Source organism: Sorangiineae bacterium MSr11367 (assembly GCA_037157805.1).
In the GTDB taxonomy this organism is placed as follows: domain Bacteria; phylum Myxococcota_A; class Polyangia; order Polyangiales; family Polyangiaceae; genus Pendulispora; species Pendulispora rubella.
Window position 1 is genome coordinate 12918756 of the sequence record CP089983.1, and the last position, 20056, is coordinate 12938811.

The 20056-nt window shown below is 66.9% G+C and carries 18 protein-coding genes and 2 riboswitches; of the genes, 11 read left to right on the forward strand and 7 right to left on the reverse strand.

Annotation, left to right across the window (positions count from 1 at the left end; genetic code table 11):
* Positions 1-34 precede the first annotated feature (34 nt).
* The 9 genes from LVJ94_50390 to LVJ94_50430 are packed head-to-tail and all read left to right on the forward strand — an operon-like array spanning position 35 to position 9513.
* Positions 35-1234, forward strand: a complete 1200-nt coding sequence (locus tag LVJ94_50390; GenBank protein WXB05092.1) for a hypothetical protein — start codon at positions 35-37, stop codon at positions 1232-1234.
* Between the two features lie 33 nt (positions 1235-1267).
* Complete coding sequence (locus LVJ94_50395; protein ID WXB05093.1) at positions 1268-1888, forward strand: RNA polymerase sigma factor; 621 nt, start codon at positions 1268-1270, stop codon at positions 1886-1888.
* Positions 1885-2793: a hypothetical protein gene (locus tag LVJ94_50400; protein ID WXB05094.1), complete on the forward strand. Its 909-nt coding sequence runs from the start codon at positions 1885-1887 to the stop codon at positions 2791-2793. Before LVJ94_50395 ends, LVJ94_50400 begins: the two co-directional genes overlap by 4 nt.
* Positions 2794-2840: 47 nt before the next feature.
* Positions 2841-3992: a tetratricopeptide repeat protein gene (locus LVJ94_50405; protein ID WXB05095.1), complete on the forward strand. Its 1152-nt coding sequence runs from the start codon at positions 2841-2843 to the stop codon at positions 3990-3992.
* Positions 3993-4051: 59 nt separating this feature from the next.
* Positions 4052-4309 carry a PqqD family protein gene (locus LVJ94_50410; protein ID WXB05096.1) on the forward strand — a complete coding sequence of 86 codons (258 nt, stop codon included), beginning with the start codon at positions 4052-4054 and terminating at the stop codon, positions 4307-4309.
* The gene (locus tag LVJ94_50415) at positions 4306-5370 is read left to right on the forward strand and encodes an ATP-grasp domain-containing protein (GenBank protein ID WXB05097.1); all 1065 of its coding nucleotides are present in this window, start codon (positions 4306-4308) and stop codon (positions 5368-5370) included. Before LVJ94_50410 ends, LVJ94_50415 begins: the two co-directional genes overlap by 4 nt.
* Positions 5367-6734 carry a hypothetical protein gene (locus LVJ94_50420; GenBank protein ID WXB05098.1) on the forward strand — a complete coding sequence of 456 codons (1368 nt, stop codon included), beginning with the start codon at positions 5367-5369 and terminating at the stop codon, positions 6732-6734. The genes LVJ94_50415 and LVJ94_50420 overlap by 4 nt, the downstream gene beginning before the upstream one ends.
* On the forward strand, positions 6731-8875 hold the full coding sequence (locus LVJ94_50425; GenBank protein ID WXB05099.1) for an urea transporter: 2145 nt from the start codon (positions 6731-6733) through the stop codon (positions 8873-8875). Before LVJ94_50420 ends, LVJ94_50425 begins: the two co-directional genes overlap by 4 nt.
* Positions 8872-9513 carry a tetratricopeptide repeat protein gene (locus LVJ94_50430; GenBank protein ID WXB05100.1) on the forward strand — a complete coding sequence of 214 codons (642 nt, stop codon included), beginning with the start codon at positions 8872-8874 and terminating at the stop codon, positions 9511-9513. The genes LVJ94_50425 and LVJ94_50430 overlap by 4 nt, the downstream gene beginning before the upstream one ends.
* A gap of 13 nt (positions 9514-9526) precedes the next feature.
* Here the strand turns inward: LVJ94_50430 and LVJ94_50435 are convergent, their stop codons facing one another.
* A complete protein-coding gene (locus LVJ94_50435; protein ID WXB05101.1) occupies positions 9527-9988 on the reverse strand; it encodes a hypothetical protein in 462 nt (153 codons plus the stop codon).
* Between the two features lie 158 nt (positions 9989-10146).
* Positions 10147-10959 (reverse strand): hypothetical protein, encoded by an 813-nt coding sequence (locus LVJ94_50440; protein ID WXB05102.1) that lies wholly within the window; start codon positions 10957-10959, stop codon positions 10147-10149.
* A 73-nt stretch (positions 10960-11032) separates the two neighbouring features.
* A riboswitch (cobalamin riboswitch) is annotated at positions 11033-11155 on the forward strand.
* Positions 11156-11276: 121 nt separating this feature from the next.
* Here LVJ94_50440 and LVJ94_50445 point away from each other — a divergent pair.
* The gene (locus LVJ94_50445) at positions 11277-12374 is read left to right on the forward strand and encodes a glutaminyl-peptide cyclotransferase (GenBank protein ID WXB05103.1); all 1098 of its coding nucleotides are present in this window, start codon (positions 11277-11279) and stop codon (positions 12372-12374) included.
* A gap of 2 nt (positions 12375-12376) precedes the next feature.
* Here LVJ94_50445 and LVJ94_50450 read toward each other — a convergent pair whose 3' ends face one another.
* The 5 genes from LVJ94_50450 to LVJ94_50470 are packed head-to-tail and all read right to left on the reverse strand — an operon-like array spanning position 12377 to position 18274.
* Positions 12377-13333 (reverse strand): ABC transporter substrate-binding protein, encoded by a 957-nt coding sequence (locus LVJ94_50450; protein ID WXB05104.1) that lies wholly within the window; start codon positions 13331-13333, stop codon positions 12377-12379.
* Positions 13330-14100: an ABC transporter ATP-binding protein gene (locus LVJ94_50455; protein WXB05105.1), complete on the reverse strand. Its 771-nt coding sequence runs from the start codon at positions 14098-14100 to the stop codon at positions 13330-13332. Before LVJ94_50455 ends, LVJ94_50450 begins: the two co-directional genes overlap by 4 nt.
* Positions 14093-15082, reverse strand: coding sequence for an iron ABC transporter permease (locus tag LVJ94_50460; GenBank protein ID WXB05106.1), 990 nt, complete (start codon positions 15080-15082; stop codon positions 14093-14095). The genes LVJ94_50455 and LVJ94_50460 overlap by 8 nt, the downstream gene beginning before the upstream one ends.
* A 1-nt stretch (position 15083) precedes the next feature.
* Positions 15084-16322 carry a hypothetical protein gene (locus LVJ94_50465; GenBank protein ID WXB05107.1) on the reverse strand — a complete coding sequence of 413 codons (1239 nt, stop codon included), beginning with the start codon at positions 16320-16322 and terminating at the stop codon, positions 15084-15086.
* Entirely contained in the window at positions 16316-18274 is a 1959-nt protein-coding gene (locus tag LVJ94_50470) for a TonB-dependent receptor (protein ID WXB05108.1), read from the reverse strand. The genes LVJ94_50465 and LVJ94_50470 overlap by 7 nt, the downstream gene beginning before the upstream one ends.
* Before the next feature lie 86 nt (positions 18275-18360).
* A riboswitch (cobalamin riboswitch) is annotated at positions 18361-18615 on the reverse strand.
* 64 nt (positions 18616-18679) lie between these two features.
* Here LVJ94_50470 and LVJ94_50475 point away from each other — a divergent pair.
* Positions 18680-20023, forward strand: a complete 1344-nt coding sequence (locus LVJ94_50475) for a DNA polymerase domain-containing protein (GenBank protein WXB05109.1) — start codon at positions 18680-18682, stop codon at positions 20021-20023.
* The last annotated feature ends 33 nt before the right edge of the window (positions 20024-20056 follow it).

Genomic DNA, 20056 nt, shown 5'->3' on the forward strand with positions numbered 1-20056 from the left:
CATTTTGACAATCGCATTTCATTCCCGAATAGCGATGGCCGATGCGCCGCACGCGGAATCGATTCGCGGTGCGCAGAAAAATCCGTCAGAGCGCCCCGTGTTCGTGCTGATGGCGCCCGAGGCAGCGACGGGGTCGCTCGAGGCACGGGCCGCCACCCTGGCCGCGGCGCACATCCGTGCAGGTGGGGCGGCGATCCATGTCGTTCGATCCGCCCAGCCATCGCTCGAGGCGCGGCGCGCGGAGGCTCGGGCACTGCTGGGGAAATGGACGGCCCGCGGTGTGCTGTGGATTCAACCCGAGGCGGCGGACAAGCTCGTCGTTTACCTGCTGGTGCAGGACAACGAGCGCACGTTTCGCCGCGAAGTGGCGGCCCCGGATGGGCAGACGGCGGCGGCGCTGGAAAGCGTGGCCAATGTGGCGGCGTCCAGCGCGATGGACGTGCTCGAAGGGCGTGCCGTGGCCATGGAGCCGGTGGAGGCCGCCGCGACCGACATCGTGCCGGTGGCCGCGCAATCCGAGGAAGTCGTGGTGCCGGCACCTTCCGTGTCGGTCGTGTCGGCAGGGGGCGAGGCGCGTGCGCCGGATCGGGGCGTGGTGTCGCCTCGCGGCCCGGAGGCGGAGCGCTTTTCGCTGTCGGCGGGGTATGCGGGCGGCACCTTCGGTCGTTCGGTGCCATGGCAACATGCCATTTCGCTGTCGGCGGCATGGCTGCCGATTCCGCGTCTGCACGTCGGCGTGGGTTACGACATCATGCCGATTCAGACCTTGCGCGAGCAGCCATCGCTGGAACTTTCGCGGCATCCTGTGTTTGCCATGACCGGGTACCGCATCGACTTCGGCGGTGGCCTGGGGTCGTTCGATGTCGGTGCGCGCGTCACCTTCGACGCCGTGACGCGCACGGCGGATGTACCCAATGGCCCCATGTTCGCGGCTGGGCCGGGCGCGCCCGGGCCGTCCGGCCGATTCGAGCGGTCCACCAGCGCCACGAATCTCCTGGTGAGTGTCGCGCCCACGGCCGGTGTGCGATTTCGGCTCACGGAGCAGATCGCATTGGCACTTTGGGGCGGGCTCGATGTTCCGCTGAATCGCCTCCCTTCGAACGGAGCGCCCTTCATGGCCGTGGAGACGGATGCCGTGCGCTTTCTCGGTGGCGTCGGCTTTCAATTGGCGTTGCCGGGCTCGAGAGCCCCCGCGGCCGTGGCGGCGGGGCCGCGCCGCTCGAAGATGGAGTGACCCGATTTTGGTGCGCAGGGACACATCACGACGGTGATTGTCGACGACGCAGCCGCGGCCAGCCGGGTCTTCTCGATCCCGGAGGAGCTTTCTTCGCGGGATTCGCGCGAGGGCGAATCGACGCCGCTGCAGGCCGTCCGGCGCGCGGGGGCGGGGGATCGCGATGCGCAAGCGTGGATGGTCTCCGCGCTCCTTCCGGGGGTGCGCCGTGTGGCGCGTGCGGTGCTGCGGAGTGCGGCCGATGCCGACGACGCGGCGCAACTCGCCATGTTGGCCATTCTACGAAGCGCGGGAACTTACCGCGGGGAGGCGGAACTCGAAGCGTGGGCTCGCCGCATCACCGCGCGGACGGTGTTCAAGTACCTGCGCGCACGCCGGCAGCACGAGGGGCACGTTCTGGGCGGTGACGTGTTGGAGGGGGCCGCGGTGGCCGCACCCGCGCCCTCGCACGAAGCGAGCGGGCACGATGTGCGCGTCTACCTCGATTCGCTGCCCGAGCTCCAGCGCGAGGCGATCACGCTGCACCATGCGCTGGGGTACACCGTCGAGGAGATTGCCGAAATCACGGAGGCGAGTCCGAATACCGTGAAGAGCCGCATCCGTGTGGGAATTGCGTCGCTGCGCGAGCGCATCGTTCGGAGGAAAGAGCCGTGAGGACGATGGACGAGGAACGATGGATCTCCATCGTCGCGGCGGAGGCGCGCGGGGTGCGGATCGGTCCCGACGATGCGGAGTTTCGCCGGAGCTACGAGGCGGCGAACGTCCCCGAGGTGGCCGAAGAGGCTGCATTTTGGGCCGACCTCGGGCGCCTTGGCTCGGCGCGCGAAGCGAGCGAGATGTCCGACGAGGCGATGGCCCAGCGAATCCTGTCGATGAACGAGCACACGCGTCCGTCGCCGCGCTGGAGTCGCGCCACGGTGCGGCGCGCGGTGGCGACCTTGCTTGCGGCCGTGGCCATTGCCGCGACGTTGGTCGTGCTCGCGGCCGAGATGATGCATCGCCGCGAGCGCATGCAGGTGCCGCAGGTTGAGGACGCCGCGACCGCCACGCCTCCACCGCCGGCTCGAAAGCCGATGTCGAGCGCCGCGCCGGAGCTCGTTCCCGAACCGGCACCGGAGCCCGCTGCATCCCATCGCGAAGGCACGCGTCATCAACCTGCGAAGGCGGAGGCGCATTCCGAACGGAGCGCCGAGGCTCTGTTGAACGATGCCCAAATGTTGGTTGCGGCAGGGCGAACCGACGAGGCCATGGTCGCATACCGCGTTCTCATCGAGCGCTATCCCCAGAGCGTCGAGGCGCGTGCGTCGCGGGTGACGCTCGGTCGATTGTCGCTCGCGCGCAACGAGGCCGCGGCGGCGCTCGGTGAATTCGATCGATACCTCGAGGGCGGCGGCGGTTCTCTGGAGGCTGAAGCTCGGTACGGGCGCATCCGCGCGCTGCAAAAGCTCTCGCGCGACGACGACGAGCGCGCGGCCATCATGGAGTTTCTCGCGCGCCACGGCGACAGCGTTCATGCAGAGCCGCTGCGCGCGCGCCTCGAAAATATTAAATCGAATTAACGTAAATCGATTGACCCGCTTTTCGCCCACGCTGGCACTCGCATGTCGTGAATGCAGGCATCGTCTTTCTCGCCTCCGCGATGGCCGTCGGAGCGAACCCCCTCGACCCCTACGACGAGGCCATGGCACGCTCCACGGCGCAGGAGCGGAGCGGAGATCTCGACGCGGCCCTTCGCACCCTCGAATCCACAGCGGCGGCGTACCCGCAAGACTATGCCGTCGTTGCACGCATGGGGGACCTTGCCCTTCGATTTCGAAATTACACCAAAGCCAAAGAGGCCTACCGAATGGCCCTCGAGCGCTCGCCGCGTGCGGCGGGGGCGCGGGCGGGACTCGGTTGGGCGCTCGCGTACCTCGGATCTTGCGGCCTCGCCCGCGAACAGTTCCTCGTGGCCCTGGAGCTCGAACCCGAGCACGCTTCCGCGCGCGACGGTATTTCGTATTGCACCTCCAGGGAAACGCCGGCCTTCGGCGCCGCGGCCGGCCTCGGGGTCTCGGCGTATTTCTATCCGAACCATGCGTTTCGGGATTACGGAGGAAGCGCCATCGCATCGCTCGACGTGTCGCACCGCGCGGGATGGACGGCGGGGGGAGCCTACCGGTACACCTTCGGGGCGCAGCGCAGCTACGCGTCCTGGGAGCAACACGACGCGTACTTCAATTTCGGTTATGCCGGAAAAAACACGGGCGCGATAGCCCACTACGCTGCCGTCTTCGACCGAAGCGGATTCTCCGGTACATCGCACCATATGGGCCTTTCGGCACGATGGAGTGCTTTCGGGGACGTCCGTCTCGAGGCGTCGCTGAGCGTCTACCACGATATGAACGTGTTTCGCGCAGCCCCTTCGTGGAAGATTCCATTGCTGTGGGGATTCAGCGTCGAACCCGGCACGGCCTTGCAAAGGACGAATGCACAGTGGCTGGCCACCCCCTCGCTGACCCTGATGCTCGAGCGCGCATGGGGAAGCCTCGCGGCTGGAGGTAAATATGGAGACGAGGTGCGCCCAGCGTATTTGGGTGCACGCATCGTCGCGAACATTCCGGAGCGGATTTCGTGGGGATGGTGGATTGGAGGAACGTGGAATGCGGGGCGGGGGCTGCGCGTCCACCTTTCATACGCGACGAACCGCCTCCAACTCGTGGACGTCGGTTCGAGCGATGCGCACTTCGTCACTTTGTCATTTTCGAAGTCGTTTTGAGGCCCTCAAGCCCCGCCTCCCCGGAGGGGGAGGGGGTTTTGGTCGAAAGGATCAATCACGTGGGATCACGAATCAAAGAGCTTGCCACGAGCGATACCGGTTTCGTATTCGACCCCGTTTCGGGGTCGACGTTCACCGTCAATGCAACGGGATTGTGCGTGCTGCGCGCCTTGAAGGACGGGCTCTCGCGCGAGCAGATCGCGCGGCAACTGAGCGAGAACTTCGACGTGCGGTCGGGCGACCCCGCCCGCGACGTGGGCGACTTCATGGCCCTTTTGCTCCAGCACGGCCTGGCTGCCGAGGGCAATGGACCATGAGCGCGCGCCCCCTCACCATCGCCGTTACCGGACTCAATGCCACGGACAATCCCGCGCCCGGGGTGGGCGTCATCCGATCGCTGCGCGCGGCCGGGGGCCACGATCGGCTCGTCGGTTTGGCCTACGATGCGCTCGACCCCGGCGCCTATGCGCGCGACATCGTGGGCGACGTTTTCATGATTCCATATCCGTCGCAGGGCATCGAAGCTTTCTTGTCGCGGCTCGAATACGTGCACCGGCGCTTCGAGCTGGACGTGATCATCCCCACGCTCGACGCAGAGCTGCCCTCGTTCATTGCGCTCGAGCCGCGCCTTCGTGCGATGGGAATCTCCATGTGCCTGCCCACACGCGAGCAATTCGAGCTTCGGTCCAAGGTGAATCTGGCCACGCTGCGCGAGCGTGCGGGCATTCGAGTTCCACGTTCGGCGCTGATCTCGGACCCCGACGACCTTTACCGCATTCACGAGAGGGTGCCCTATCCCTTCTACGTCAAGGGGACGTTCTACGGAGCGTCGCTGGCCACGACGTTCGACGAGGCGCTCTCTGCGTATTACCATACCGTGGCCACGTGGGGCGTGCCCGTGCTGGTGCAGGAGTACGTGGCGGGGGAGGAGCTCGACCTCGTCGGCGTGGGCGACGGTGAGGGCAACTTGGTGGGCGCCGTTCCCATGAAGAAAATGCTGCTCACCGAAAAGGGGAAGGGGTGGGCAGGCATCACCGTGGGCGATTCGGATCTGGTGGACATCGGTCGCGCGTTCGTGCGTGCGACGAAGTGGCGCGGGCCGTTCGAAATCGAGGCCATGCGCGACGCGAAAGGGCAATACCATGTCATCGAGATCAATCCGCGCTTCCCAGCGTGGGTTTACCTCAGCGTCGCCGCAGGGATGAACCTGCCGCGAAAAACCGTGGAGCTCGCGCTCGGTCGACGCGTCGATCCCATTCACGATTATGAAATCGGCACCATGTTCGTGCGCATCTCCATCGACCAGGTGGCGCGCATCGGCGACTTTCAGAGCATCGTCACCACGGGTGAAATCGTTCGCTCAGGAGGAGTACCGTGACCCAGTCCGCATCGCTGCAGCCCATTTACGAACCCCCGGCCATCGTGCGCCACCAAATGGGGGCCATGAACAAATTCGGACGTCTGCATCCGCAAGGCATGCGCCCGCTCACCCACATCGACGGGGTCAACGTCGACGACTTGGTGCGCGAATACGGTTCGCCGTTGTTCGTCTTTTCCCAGCGAACCCTGGTGAACCGTTACCGCGAGCTGCACGAGGCGTTCGCGCGGCGTTGGGCGCGTGTGCGCATCGCATGGTCGTACAAAACGAATTACCTCGAGGCCATCTGCCGCACGTTTCACAAGGAGGGGGCGTTTGCCGAGGTCGTCTCGCCGTTCGAATACGACAAGGCCCTTCAATCGGGGGTGCCCGCCGACCGGATCCATTGGAACGGGCCCTACAAGCCGGACGCGGCGCTGGAGCGTGCGCTGGCGGGCAAGTCCATCGTGCACATCGACAATTTCGATGAATTGGCACGCATCGAACGACTCGCGCGCAAGATGAACCTGCGCCCCAAGGTGGCCATCCGGGTCAACATGACCATCGAGGGCATTTCCTCGTGGAGCCGATTCGGTTTGAACCTGGAGTCCGGCCAGGCGAAGGAGGCCGTGGCGCGGCTGGTGAGCGGTGACCAGCTCGATTTGGTAGGGTTGCATTGCCACATCGGCACGTTCGTCCTCGACCCGGACGCGTATGGCAAAGCGGCCTCGAAAATGGCGCGCCTGGCCAACGAGATCCGCGCGGAACACGGGATTCGCCTTTCCTTTCTCGACCTCGGCGGCGGGTTTGCCTCGAAGAACACGCTCAAGGCGCAGTACCTGCACGGCGAGCAGGCGTCCCCGTCGTTTGCCCGTTACGCCGACGCGATCTGCGACGGCCTGGCGGAACTCGACGGCCCCGCCAAAGAGCTGCCCACGTTGGTGCTGGAAACGGGGCGCGCCCTGGTGGACGACGCGGGCTACCTCGTGGCCAGCGTGGAGGCGCAAAAGCGCCTACCCGACGGCCGCCGCGGCTTGGTGCTCGACGCCGGAGTGAACCTTCTCTTTACGTCGTTTTGGTACAAGCACGACGTCGTGCCGGCGCAAGACTTCGGCGCCATGTTGGAGCCCACCGTGATGTTCGGCCCATTGTGCATGAACATCGACGTGGTGCGCGACACCATTCAATTCCCCGCCGTATCGGTAGGCGAGAAGGTCGTGTTCCGCAACGTGGGGGCTTACAACCTGACCCAGTGGCATCAATTCATCGCCCTTCGCCCGGCGGTGATCATGATTGGCGAGGGCGGACGCGTGGGCGCCATTCGCCGGGCGGAGAAGCTCGAAGATTTTACCACGGTCGAAGCCGTGCCGGACTGGATCGTATGACGACGAAGGACATGGCCAAATCGTTTGCAAGAATCTATGCGCATATCCTCTTTTCACGGTCCCCCGTGGTGGGTCTGCTGGTGGTGCTGGCAACGATGGTCAGTCCGCGCGCGTTCGTCTTCGGCGGCATCGCCGCGTGCGCGGCCAATGGCTTTGCGCTGCTCTTCGATTTGGAGAAGGACGCCGTCGAAGATGGCTCCTATGGGTACAATGCGCTGCTGGTCGGCCTCGGAATTGGGCAATCGTTCGAGGCGACCGATCCGGCGTGGCTCATCACGGTGATTGCCGCGGCCGCCTGCGTGCTCTTCACGAGCGCACTGCGGTCGCTGCTCGGTGGGTTGGCCAATTTGCCGTCGCTCTCCATCCCGTTTCTCCTGGTCTTCTATTTCATTTTGAACTCGGCGGGCTTCATTGGCCTTGCACCGGCCGTCCACGCGGCGGACGCCGGTGATTCCGTGATGGCTCAATTTGCACGAAGCCTGGGCGGGCTCTTTTTCCTGCCTCGGCTCGATGCAGGGCTGCTCATTCTGCTCGCGCTGTTGATTCACAGCCGCGTGGCGGCGTTGCTCGCGGTGCTCTCGTTCGGCATGGTCTACGTCCTTCATGGGGCGATGCCGTGGCTCGGCGGCGTGGCCATGAGCGTACTCGGTTACAATGCCGTGCTCACGGCGATGGCGCTGGGCGGCGTGTTTTTCGTTCCGTCGCCCTCGTCGTTCGGGCTCGCGCTGCTGGGGGCCGCCGTCTCGGCATTGGTGGCCGTGGGGCTGATCGCGCCACTCGCGCGCCTCGGCGTGCCTGCGCTCATTCTGCCGTTCAATGTGACGTTGCTCGGTTTTCTACTGGCCATGCGCCGGCGCACCCACGATGCGAGCCCCAAGTCGGTGGACTTTCTGCCAGGCACTCCGGAGCAGAACCTCGCCTATGTGCGTACGCGGCTCGAGCGCTTCGATTCGCTTCATCCCATCTCGTTTCGGCTTCCCTACCGAGGGACGTGGGTGTGTACGCAAGGTGTCGATGGTGCCTTCACCCACAAGGGGCCGTGGCGGCACGCCTTCGATTTCCAGGTCGTCGATGACGAGGGCCGCTTTCATGCGGGCGCGGGAACGGCACCGGAGGATTTCCACTGCCACCGATTGCCCGTCCTCGCAGTGGCCGAGGGGACGGTGGTCTCGGCCGAGTCGAACATCGTCGACAATGGCATTGGCGAGGTGAATCTGGAGCGCAATTGGGGCAATCACGTGCTCGTTCACCATGGGCCGGGGCTCTATTCGCTGGTCGGGCACTTGGCCCGCGGCAGCGTCAAGGTCGTCGTGGGGCAATGGGTCATGCGCGGCCAAGTCGTGGGGCTCGCCGGCAATTCGGGGCGCTCTCCAGAGCCGCACCTGCATTTCCAATTGCAAGCGAAGCCGGAGCTTGGCGCGCCCACCCTCCCATGCCGCTTCGACGACGTGGTGACCGTAGCAGGCGACGGGCTCCGCTTGGAGCGCACGCTCCTTCCCAGCGAAGGCACGGCCGCGCGCAATCTCGAGCCGGACGAGGAAATGCCCGCGTACCTCGGACTTTCCCATGGGGCATGTTGGTCGTTCCGCACGCGAGGCGACGTCGAGGAGGTGGTGTGCGACGCCGACGTGTACGGCAGGCTGCGCATTCAATCGAAGGACCGGGAGGCCACCCTCTTTTATGGAAAAGGCGCGGACGACTTCTTTACGGCCTTCGATGCCGTGGGCGATGCGCACTCGGTGGTGCATTTGCTGCGAGCGGCTCTCCCGCGCGTGCCGCTCGAGTGCAACGCGTCACTCCTCTGGACGGATCGGTTGCCTGCGCAACGATGGCGTTCGCTTCCCGTGCGCATCTTGGCCGACTTCGTGGCGCCATTCCTTCGCCGCGACGGCATCGAAATGCTTTACCGCATGCACCGCGAGGGCCGCGATTGGATCATCGCCGGTGAATCGCAGCGCCGGGATCGGCACGGTGTTCCGCGATTGCGGACGCGCGTTCGGCTCGCGCGCGGTGAGGGGCCCGTGGCCATCGAGCTCACCGTTCGCGGCGTCACCCGCCGCGCCGAGCGCGTGTCGCCGAACGATGCATGCGTCCTTTCCCCCTACGAAGAACCTCTATTGAAGAAGGAGACATCATCATGAGCGCCAAAAAGTGGTTTGCCCTCATGCTGCTCGGGTGCGCGTTCAGTGGCGTCGTCCCGGCAGGGGCCGACCCGCAACCGAATCCCCAAGAGTTTTTCCAGCGATCGTACGACGCCGAGGCCGTTGGCAAATTGCAGGATGCCCTCGCTCCGATGGACGCACTTCCGGGCGCGGCCCGCAATGGCTACGTTGCGCAGGTTCGGCGCGGGTGGCTGCTGTACAAGCTGGGGCGCCACGCCGAAGCGGTCGATGCGTACGCCAAGGCGAGTGCACTCGAGCCCCGCTCCGTCGAATCCCGCCTCGGCATATTGGCACCGCAAATCGCGATGCGCCGCTGGTCCGACGTGGAGAGTGCGGCGCGCGAAACGTTGAAGCTCGATCCGAACAATTACTCGGCCAATGCAAAGTTGGCCTATGCTTATTACAATCTCGGTCGTTTTGGCGAGGCGGCGGCCGTATACAAAAAGATCACCGACGCGTACCCAGCGGACGTCGAGATCCGCTCGGGGCTAGGGTGGTCGTACCTCAAGGCATCGAAGGCCGGCGATGCGATTCGCGAGTTCCGGCGCATCCTCGAGGTGGCGCCCAAGCATGCGTTGGCCCGTGAAGGCCTTTCGGCCGCCGGCGCCAGCGAGTGAGGACTTACGAGACTCAGGAGACAGTTGGGTCGAAGCCCGCGCCGTTCACGACTTGGTCGATGTGCTCGAGGGTTTGTGCGGTGGTTCCGGTCTCGAGCTCTCGTGCCAATTCCAGAATGGCCGAGACGACATTGCGGGACTTGGCAATGACACCGGTCAGTCGTTCCACTTCGGCGAACTGATTTTCGGTCAGTGGCTCGTCTTTCCAGCGGCCCAGCTGTTGGGCATAGATGTCCAGCAGCGCGGCATCTTGCCCAAAAATGCGCTCGATGCGTGCGGCGGTCGCTTTGCAACGAAAAGCGTCAAGCCGGACCGGATCGACGAGGCTTTCAAGCAAGGTGAGAAGGCCCCAAATGCCTGCGCCTCGCCCCGTCGATTCGAGCCCAGGTTCGAGGAGCAATTTGCTCACGAACTGGACCCGCTCTTCGTCGGGGAGCGCCAACGCCTGGGCCAGCAAGTCATCGACGTGGCTCATTGCCCAAAAGGATGCAGCCATTGATGGCCGATGTCGAGATGAGGCAACGATGATCCAGCTGCGAGCGTAATGCGCGTGCGTGCTTGCTGGCCGCGAAGGATAAACGGATGCGGATGGGCCTTGCTACGGACGCGCTGGGCGCCTCGCGCGAATGAGCTCTATGGGATTTCGGCGTTCACGATGGATACCGCATCGAGGTCGAACCCCGCCGCGATGGCCCCGCCGCTGCACGCTTGCGTGCTCTTGTCGACGATGCGGACGTACTTTGCATGGGAGAGGCCCACGGCGGCGAGGTCGAAGGGATCGCCCCCGGCCTTCGAGGGATCGGTTGGCGAGATGCCATTGTCGGGGGTCGAATACACGGGGTGCCATCCGGCGCACGGCCCGTAGGGGTACGCCGTGGCTGTGCACGGATACGTTTTCCAATTGGTGCCGTCGTCGCTCACGCTGACCTCTGCAGGCTCGGCGTAGGGGTTTTGTGGATTGCCGGCGACGTTGAACGGATTCTCGAACACCAGGAAGTCCGTGCCGGGGCCGTCGACGATGGCGTTGGGTTCGAAGGCCAAGACGATTTCGCCCTTCACGCCCAGCGAAACGACTTCCAGGCCGCCCTGTCCGTCGCCACCGCCCCTCGGGGGGCCCATGACCTCGCCCGGCATTTTGTCCGCGCCGTAACCCGCGCACGGGCCCGGATTGAATGAGACGACGCGGGTCACGAAACGCGAGCTCGGCCCGCCGTCGGTCGGCCCCGCATCGAAGCTCGCGTCCGAGCCGGAATCCGTCCCCGTGTCGGCGCCGGAGTCGGTGCCGGTATCGGATCCCGAGTCCGTCCCGGTGCCGGTATCGCTCGTGCGGGCATCGGTGCCGCTGTCGGGCGGGGGAATCGCCACCGTGTCATCCGAGCCGCACGCGGCAAAGACGCACGTGGTGCTGGCGGCAACGATGGATAACCAAATGGAAAGAGCGCGCATGGGGAAAAGACTCCTTTTTACGACATTCGAAAAGCGTAGCTTGACGTTGTTCGGGAGAGCGAAGTAACAGCGAAGTCGATATTCGCGTCGCCGTTGTGTGCGCGGATATCCGCGCGCGATGGAATCGGAAGCCGGTGTGAATCCGGCACGGCCCCCGCCACGGTAACCGGGATCGGCGGCGATGGTCGCTTTGCCGTGCCCCGATCCCCTAAGCCCCGCGGAGCGGCGGGGCATTGGAGCCGGTCATGCGTCATACATGGATATTCGGTAGTACCCTTTTGGCGATTTCGGTCGCAGCGTGCGCCCAAGATGGCGCGATGGATCCCGTCGAGGAGCAGTCGCTCGCAGCGAGCACGACGTATGCGCTGTTCGTCGGGACGGATTTCACCAAGGCAGAACTCTCCGTGGTGAAATTGGCCCCCGATTCGGTCGCCGGGCGTTTGCCCATTGCCGACCAAGATTCCGTGGCGGCCGCCAACAGAGGATACGGTTTCGTCCTCGAGCGCGCGCAGGGCAAGGCCATCGTGCTCGATGGGACGAAGCCCTGGACGGCCAGCCGCACCCTCGACGTCAACGACTCGCCCGACGCGGGATCCTATGCTTCCAACCCGCGCACCGTGGTCGTCACCGCGGGCACCAAGTCCTATGTTGCGCGATATGCCACGAACACGGTGAAGATCATCGACGTGGCCACCGGTGCCGCATCGGGCAATATCGACCTTTCGGCGTTTCTCGCGCCGGGAGATCCCGACGGCAAAGTGGAAGTGCAGGATGCCGTGTACAATCCGTCCACCGGCCGCGCGTACTTCCTGCTCGAGCGCATCGACCAATTCGATTTCGGCCCGGCGCCCGACTACGTGGGGAAGTGCCTCGGCTGGCGTGGGCAAATCGTCACCGTGAACGTGGCGACGAACACCGTCGTGGGGGCGGCCATCGACCTTTTGGGCGACAATCCGCAAACCGTCACCGCGGATTTCGCGGCCAATCGCCTCATCGTCGTCGACACGGGTTGCCGCGATGGCAACGTGAGGCGCGGGCGCGGCATCGAGTCGGTTTCGCTCGCCAATGGCGCCAAGACGTGGCTCTATCAGACCGCGGATCAAGATCGCCTGTCCGCCCTCGTGTGGGCCGATGCAACGCACGCCTTCGTGAACAAAGGCAGCAGCTGGTACGCGTGGAACCCCACGCAAACCGCGCTCGGGTCGGCGCTCGCGAACTTCCCGCAGGCGCCGGTCTACGACGGCGCGGGGCGCGTCGTCGGGCTCCAGTCGCAGGGAAGCGGCGGCTCCACGACATGGTCGGTGGTCGCGTGGAACGTCGCGACCTCGCAGCTCTCCACCATCGTGACCCATCCGTTCCAGAGCGTGGTTCCGGCATCGCCCTACGGTGTGACCTCGGCGCTGCTCGTTCGCTGAGCTCACGGCGCACCCATCGTAACTGTCGCCGCGCCGTCACCGTAGACGGCGCGGCGCGCGCGTTGTGCCGCTTCGAGCATGCCCAGGCCGGGGTCGACCAGGAGATCCCGATCGAGCTCGACGATCCCGCCGGGGGACGCGCAGGCGCGGAGTCCCTCGAGGCCCGCGTGCTCGCAGATGCGCAGGCGCATGTCGTCGTTGGTGAGGATGACGTCCGGATCCAGCGCCAGCACTTGCTCGGAGGAGTAATCCGGCCAGTCGCGGTACGACGACGCCGCATCGAGCAAGCCGGCGGCGGAGATCACGTCGTGGTAGCTCGTGCCGGTGGCGCCGCCGAAGAAGCGACCGCCATAGACGGCGAGGTACATTCCGCGTTTGCGCGACGCGGGGGGCACGTCGGCGGCGACGGCTTTCATCGAGGCGACGAACGACTCCACGAGTCGTTCGCCGCGCTCCGGTGCCCCGACGATGGCCGCCACCTCGCGGATGTTCGGCACGAAGGTGGACATCCCGTGCATCTCGCCCAAATCGTAGACCGCGAGCCCCGCCTCGCGCAGGCGTGCGACCGGGCGCGGATCGCCGAGGCTGCTCACCAAGAGCAAGTCCGGGTGGAGTGCCAGGATGGCCTCGATGTCGTTCGTCGCGGCGATGGTCGCCTTGCCCTGGAAGCGAAAGCCACGGGCATGCTCGTTGGCGCTGTACTGCGTGAACGCGACGATGCGCTCCGGTTCGCACAGCGCCAAGAGGAGGTGGTCGGTCAGCAAGCTCGCCGAGGCGATGCGCGCATAGTGCGCCCGCGGCAACGCGGTGCCGCCATGATCGGTCCACGTCGTCGCGGTCTCGGCGGCGTGCGTCTCGGGCGTGGCCGCGGTATCGTGGTGCGGCTTCCACGCGGCCGACGTGGAGAGCGCGAGCGCGGCGACGAAGGCCGCCACGTTCCAGGTGGTGACCGCCCTCATGACGGCTCCTCGTTGGGCAGGCGGAAACCAAGGGCGCCGTTGGGCACGAGGTTCACGCCGTAGACGCGTTCGAGTGAGCCCGCACGGATGACGTCGCGGGTTTTGCCCGAGAGAACGATGCGTCCTTGCTCCAGCAGGATGGCGTCGTCGGTCCAGTCGAGGGCTTCCTCCAGCGGATGCAGCACGGCGAGGATGGCGTAGCCGGCCTTCGCGAGCGTGCGCAGCAAGCGATAGAGGCGCAGCGCATGCCCCACGTCGAGGGCGGCGGTGGGCTCGTCGAGAAGGAGAAGCCGCGCCTCCGTGGCCAGGGCGCGTGCGAGGAGTACACGCTGCCGCTCGCCCTGCGAGAGCGCGGTGAAGGCTCGATGGGCGAGCGATGCCGCCTCTCCCAAGTGGAGCGCCCGCTCGATGGCCGCGCGATCGCCGTCGGTTCCACGCACGCGGCCCACGTGGTGCGCGTAGCGACCGTGGGCGACGACCTCGCGCACCGAGAGGGGCGAGCGCAGTTCCGACTGCTGCGGCACGTACGCCATGCGCCGCGCCCGCCCGGCCCGATCGAGTTGCGCGGCGGAGGTCCCCTCGAGGGCGACGTCGCCCTCGTAGGGCAAAATGCCGGCGATGGCCTTGACCAGCGACGACTTGCCTGCGCCGTTCGGCCCGAGCACGCCGAGGATGCGCCCCGCCTGCGCGGCGAAGGTCACGCCGTCCACCACGGTGCGCGCGCCGCGTACGATGCGGAGATCCGACACGCGCAAGGCGTCAGGCATGCGGCGCCCCCTTTTGCAGGCGCGCGAGGATCGCCAGGAACGCGGGCGCGCCCAGCAGCCCGGTGAGCACGCCCAGGGGGATCTCCCCGCGGGCGGGAAGGGATCGCGCGAGCAGATCGCACGCGGCCACGAAGACGGCGCCCGCGAGGGCGGTGACCGGCACCAGCCGGCGATGCTCCACGCCGAGGAGCGGCCGCAACGCGTGCGGCACGAGCAACCCCACGAAGGCGAGATTCCCGCCCAGAGAAACCGCGCCGGCGGTGAGCACCGCGATCCAGAGCACGCAATAGCGGCGCACCTCGGCGACGTTCACGCCCAGCGACGTCGCTTCCTCGTCGCCCGAGAGGAGCAGATCGAGCGGCTTCGCCCAGAACCATGCTGCCCCGATGCCCGCGACGACCAACGGCGCGGCGAGCGCCAGGTGCAGCGGCCCCGTGGCACTGAGGCCGCCCAAGGTGAACGCCACGACGGCGCGCCCGAGCTCCCAGCGCTCCTGCGCGAGGCTGGTGACCAGGCTTTCCAGGCTGAGAAAAAGCGACGACAGGAGAAAACCGGTGAGGATGATCGACAGCAGATCGCCGGCCCGCCGCAGGAGCGCGAGGATGATGCCCAGCGCCACGAGCGCGCCGAGCAGGCACCCCACGGGGAGCACCGCATCGGGCGAGACGCCGCGCGGACCGCGCCCGGACAAGAGCACCTCGAGGCCGAGCACCGCGGCGCTTCCTCCAAGGGTGGCCCCGGCCGACGTGCCCAGCACCGATGCATCCGCCAAGGGATTGCGAAACAGCCCCTGGATGACCAACCCCGCCACGGCGAGCGCTGAACCCACGAGGAGAGCCGCCCCGAGTCGCGATGCACGAAGGGTGAGCAAGGTCGTACGAAGCGTGGCGTCGTCGAGGTTGCCCGCGCCCACGAGAAGCGAGGCCAGAACGAGCCCCACGAGCGCGACGGCCAGCACGCCGTATACGAGGGCGAGCCTCACGTCACAGTCCTCCGATGGAGCGCGGCGGCAGGCCGATCAGCGTGTCGAGCACGGCGTCGTCGAGCGGCTCGAATCGGCCTTCGGCGGAGACGTGCCATCGTCGCAGACGGTTGCGTTGCGCGTCCCCGAGGAGGCAGACATCGCCGCAACCGGGCGCGCAGTGCATGCCACCGAGCACGTATGCCTTGGGGGCCTCGGCCAGCGGCGTGACCTCACCGTTGGTCGTATTCAGCGCGAAGGCGGCATCGCCAACCTTGCCGTTGCCGCCGTAGGAGAGCGCCAAGATGCGATCTTCGCTCGCGAACGTGAGGCTCGGTTGAAGTCCAACGTCGAGCCTCTTACCCAGGTCGAAGCGGCGGATCTCCTTGGGCGGAAGCACCGTCGTGTCGTAGAGGACGATGTCGCTGCCCTTGGGATCGAACTTCTGCGTGGACATGTCCAACTTGCTGGAGCACGCCACCGCGGCAAAATCGCCGGACGGCGAAACGGCCAAGCGCCCGCACGCCTGAAGGCCCAGGATGTCCAGGGTCCACACGACGCGGTTCGTAGCGGGGGAAATCGCCGCGAAGCGCCCGTCGCCGGTGCGCGAAAAGTCGGCGGCCCAGCGGCCGAGGCTCACCACGACCTGGCCGCGAAGCCACGTCATCGCGTCGGGGCAGGCCTGGAGCCCGGGATCGTCTTCCGGCATGGGGATGCGCCCGGTGATGGCGTACTTCTCCGTGTCGAGGATCAGGAGATCGCCGCCTTGGTCGAGGGGCAGCGCGCCCGGCGATGGGTTGGTCCCGTAGCGCGAGACGTAGGCGCGGCGCGCGTCGACGTCGAGGTAATCGTGCGGGTTCGATTGAAAGCCGGTGCCGACGGGAAGCTGCGCGAGGACGCGGGCGGTGCCGAGGTCCATCCAGGTGATGACGTTGGTGCCGTAGCGGTCCAGGATGACCACGCGCTTCGAGCCTGGCGCGGTGGCCGGCACGTCGACGTCGCCGGAAAGCGCGAGGGCGAGGCCCGGCTTGGCCGCGCCGCTCGAGACGAACGACTGCGATTGCGTGACGCCGTCGAGCGAGGAGACGACGATGTTCGTCGATTTGTAATCGCTGGTGACGACGGCCACGGCGCGCTCGCAGGAAGACCCCGCATCGGGGGTGCCGGCATCGCCCACCGAGATCCCGCCCGTGGACTGAGGCGCGGGCGAGACGTTGCAGGCTGCGAGAAACACGAGCGCGAAGAACGAATGCTTCACCATGAGGCCTCCACGCCGAAATACGCGCTCCGTCCGGGGAGCGGATAACCGATGATGTCCGTGCGCCGCGCATCGAAGAGATCGGCCACGCGGGCGCGCGTGGTGAGCACGCCGTCGAACCATGCGACGTACGCCTCCAGATCGAAGGACACCTGTTCGTCGATGACCCCGAGCCCCGCAGGATCGGCGTAGCGGCTCGCCTGGTAGACGGCGCGCGCTTCGCCCCCGATGGCGCTCGGCCCCTTTTGGTTCGCGCCCTTCCAATCCGCGCGAAGGCGCGGCACCGCGATGAGCCGCGAGCGGAATGGCAAAATGTCGTTCACCGTGGTCCGCTCCGGCGAGGTGTCGCGGGGATCCATGAAGGTGGCGGCCACCTCGGCGCGCACGATCTTGGTGAGCGCAACACCGCCGAGAAGCTCCGCGCCGAGCACGCGCGCGCGGCCGACGTTGTACGGAACGACGTAGCCCTGGCCGGCGCGCTGGTAGGCGATGAGCCCGTCCACCGAGTGCGCGAAGACGAAGGCATCGAGAAACGCGCCCTCGAGGAAGACGCCGCGCTTCGTTTGGATGCGCACCCCCAAATCCGCCGTGTAGCCGTCTTCGGGCCGGAGGTTCGGGTTGCCGTGCACCGTGCTGTTTACGCCGTAAACTTCGCCCAAGGTCGGCACGCGCACGTAGCGCCCCAGGTTGGCGAGCATGCGCACCCGCCCATCGCCGAGCTGCACCCCCACGCGGCCGGTGGGCTCGAGCACGTCGCACGTGGCATCGGTCGCACCGGTGTGGTGGCACTCACCGCTGCCGAGCGCGCGCAGGGTGACGCCGGGGAGGAGGCGCGCCTCCGCACCGAGCGCGAGTCGGCCGAATTCGCGGTGCGCGCGGCCGATGGGCACATCGTCGGGATCGCGTTCGATGCGCTCGTGCGCGACGTTCACCATGGGACGAAGGGTGAAGCGGTCGCCGAGCTCGAGCCGCGCGGCGACGGACTGCTCGATGCGGCGGCCGACGATGTCGAGCTTCGTGGTTTGCAACGAGAGCTCGCGCAACGGGTCGTCGTACGAGGTGGAGCCGACGAGAAACGAGGTGCGCGCATCGAGCGCGTAGCGATCGCGCGCATCGAGCGGCACATGCAGGGCGATGGCCCCGAGGGCACGCTCGGTGCGACCGCGCGCGCGCCTCGATTGGAGCACGGCGAGGGTGGCCACGCCTTGCTCGCGGCGGATGCCGTTGGCAAGCACGTCGACATAGGCGCCCTTGCCGAGGTCCACGCGGGCGAGGCCCCAGCCTTCGAGGGTGCGCTGGTCCGCGTTCTCGCGGGTCGCGGAGGTTCCCTCGCTTCCATTCAACAGCGTGCCGTGGTCATCGACGAAGGGGTAGCGGTTCGTGGCATGATCCGCGCTCACCCCGACCAGTGCCTGCACCGACCCGGCGTGGAGCGCTTGATGCACCCACGCTTTGCTCGTGCCCCAGGAGCCGGCGTAATAGCCAAAGCCGCCTTGGTTCGATTGAGGCCGCCGAGGCTCGAAAAAAATGGCCCCGCCGGGCGCGAGCCGATCGGCTTCGAGCGGGGCGTTGCCGCGGTAGATCTCGATGCGATCGATCAGCCAGAGTGGCACCATGGACAGGTCGGCGGTGCCGGCCACGTCATCGTTCAGGCGAACGCCAGCGAGGTACACGGGCGTGGCGGCGGCCGTGGCGCCTCGGATGGCGGCGGTGGCGGGCGCACCAAAGCCGCCGGACTCGCTGACGGCCACGCCGGGTTGCGTGCGCAGTACGTCCTGCGCCTCGAGGCCCGGTCCGGCGAGCCGCTCGCGCGGTACGACCGAGCTGGCGACGCTGCGGTCTTTTGGCGCGATGGGATCACGCACGGCATCACCGGTCACGTGCACTTCGGCGACAGGCTCTTCGGCATACGCGGGCATGGAGCCCAGCGCCGCGCCCATCGAGAGCGCCGCCATCGTTCCGCCTTTGATTACCGCCCGAAACCGCATCCACGTTGCCCGCCTTCCCCACGAAGACTCAGGTCAAAGCGCGGGCCAAACATCGGCGTCGCGCCACCTTCGGCAGGTCTTCGGACTCACGGGCGTGGTGGCTCGGTGGAGCCGTCTTCCTATGCATCGCCGCTTCCCAGGCCCGAGACCCCGCTGTTGGGGTATGACTTGAAGAGGGAGGGCCCAGTGCGTCGTTGGCGATGTTCGTTCCCGTTTACCGCTGCGGGGCAGTTCCGGATTTTCACCGGATTCCCTTTTGAGCCGCCCGGGCGATGGCCCGAATCGGCACCGAAAGCAGACGGGCTAGTACCCCGGAAGACTCAGCCCGTCAAGGAAGGCTGCTCCTTCCGGTGTTTCGTGTAGCGTCGTAGGGTGGCCACCAACGCGAAGAACGAGGAATCGGAGGTGCTCTCGGTGGGCGGGCACGACGTGACCGTCACCCACCCGAGCAAGCCCTACTTCACGAAGGCAACGAAGCTCTCCAAGCTCGACATCGTGCGCTACTACCTGTCGGTGGCGCCCGGCGCCCTGGGCGGCATCCGCGGGCGGCCCATCGTGTTGAAGCGTTTCGTCGACGGCGCCGAGGGGGAGGCGTTCTACCAAAAGCGCGCCCCCGAGAAGAGGCCGCCGTGGGTTCGCACGGTGACCTTGGCCTTTCCCTCCGGGCGCACCGCGCAGGAGATCGTGGTGGACGACGCCGCGGGGCTCGCCTGGGTGGTGAACCTCGGCTGCCTGGAGCTGCACCCGCATGCGGTGCGCGAGACCGCGATGGAGCATCCCGACGAGCTGCGCGTGGATCTCGATCCGGGCCCCGGCGTCGTCTGGGACGACGTGCGCCGGGTGGCGCTGGAGGTGCGGGCGCTGTTGGCGGAGCACGGCCTCGTGGGCTGGCCCAAGACCAGCGGCTCACGTGGGATCCATATCAACGTGCGCATCGAGCCGCGGTGGTCCTTCTCCGACGTGCGGCGCGCCGCGCTGGCGTTGTCCCGTGCCATCGAGCGGCGGGTGCCGGCACTCGCGACGTCGAAGTGGTGGAAGGAGGAGCGCCACGGCGTCTTCCTCGACTACAACCAGAATGCGAAGGACCGAACGACCTGCTCCGCCTATTCGGTGCGCCCGGTACCCGATGCACGCGTGTCGACGCCGCTCGAGTGGAGCGAGGTGCCCGATTGCGATCCGGCCGATTTCACCGTGCTGACGGTGCCGGCACGATTTGCGGAACGCGGCGATCCGCACGCGCGCATGGACGAGTTCCCCGGTTCGCTGGAGCCGCTGTTGGAGCTCGCCGAGCGTGACGAGGCCGCGGGCCTCGGCGACGCCCCATGGCCTCCGCACTTCCGCAAGGGCGACAGCGAGACCACGCGTGTCGCCCCGTCGCGGGCCAAAGGCGTCAAGGCCGCCAGCGAAGGTACGAGCAAGGCGCCGCGCAGCCGAGCGCCCAAGATGCCGCTCCTCATCATCGCGCACTCGCCGGACAAAGAAGCCGCGCTCGCCGGCCTGGAGCGATGGAAGGCGAAGTACCCCGACGTCGTCCCGCACCTCGCCATCGACGACGTCCTCATCGACGCGATGCGCGGCCGCTCCTCCACCTGGACGCGTATCCGCGTCAACCTCCGCCACGTCCCCGAGGACGCGCGCCCGCCGCAGGAGACGCCCGATCCCGACGACGACCCGACCCGCGCCTGGCGCGAAGCCACACGCCGGAAATCGTCTTAGACAGCCATCGGCCGTACCCCCTTGCCGGATGAA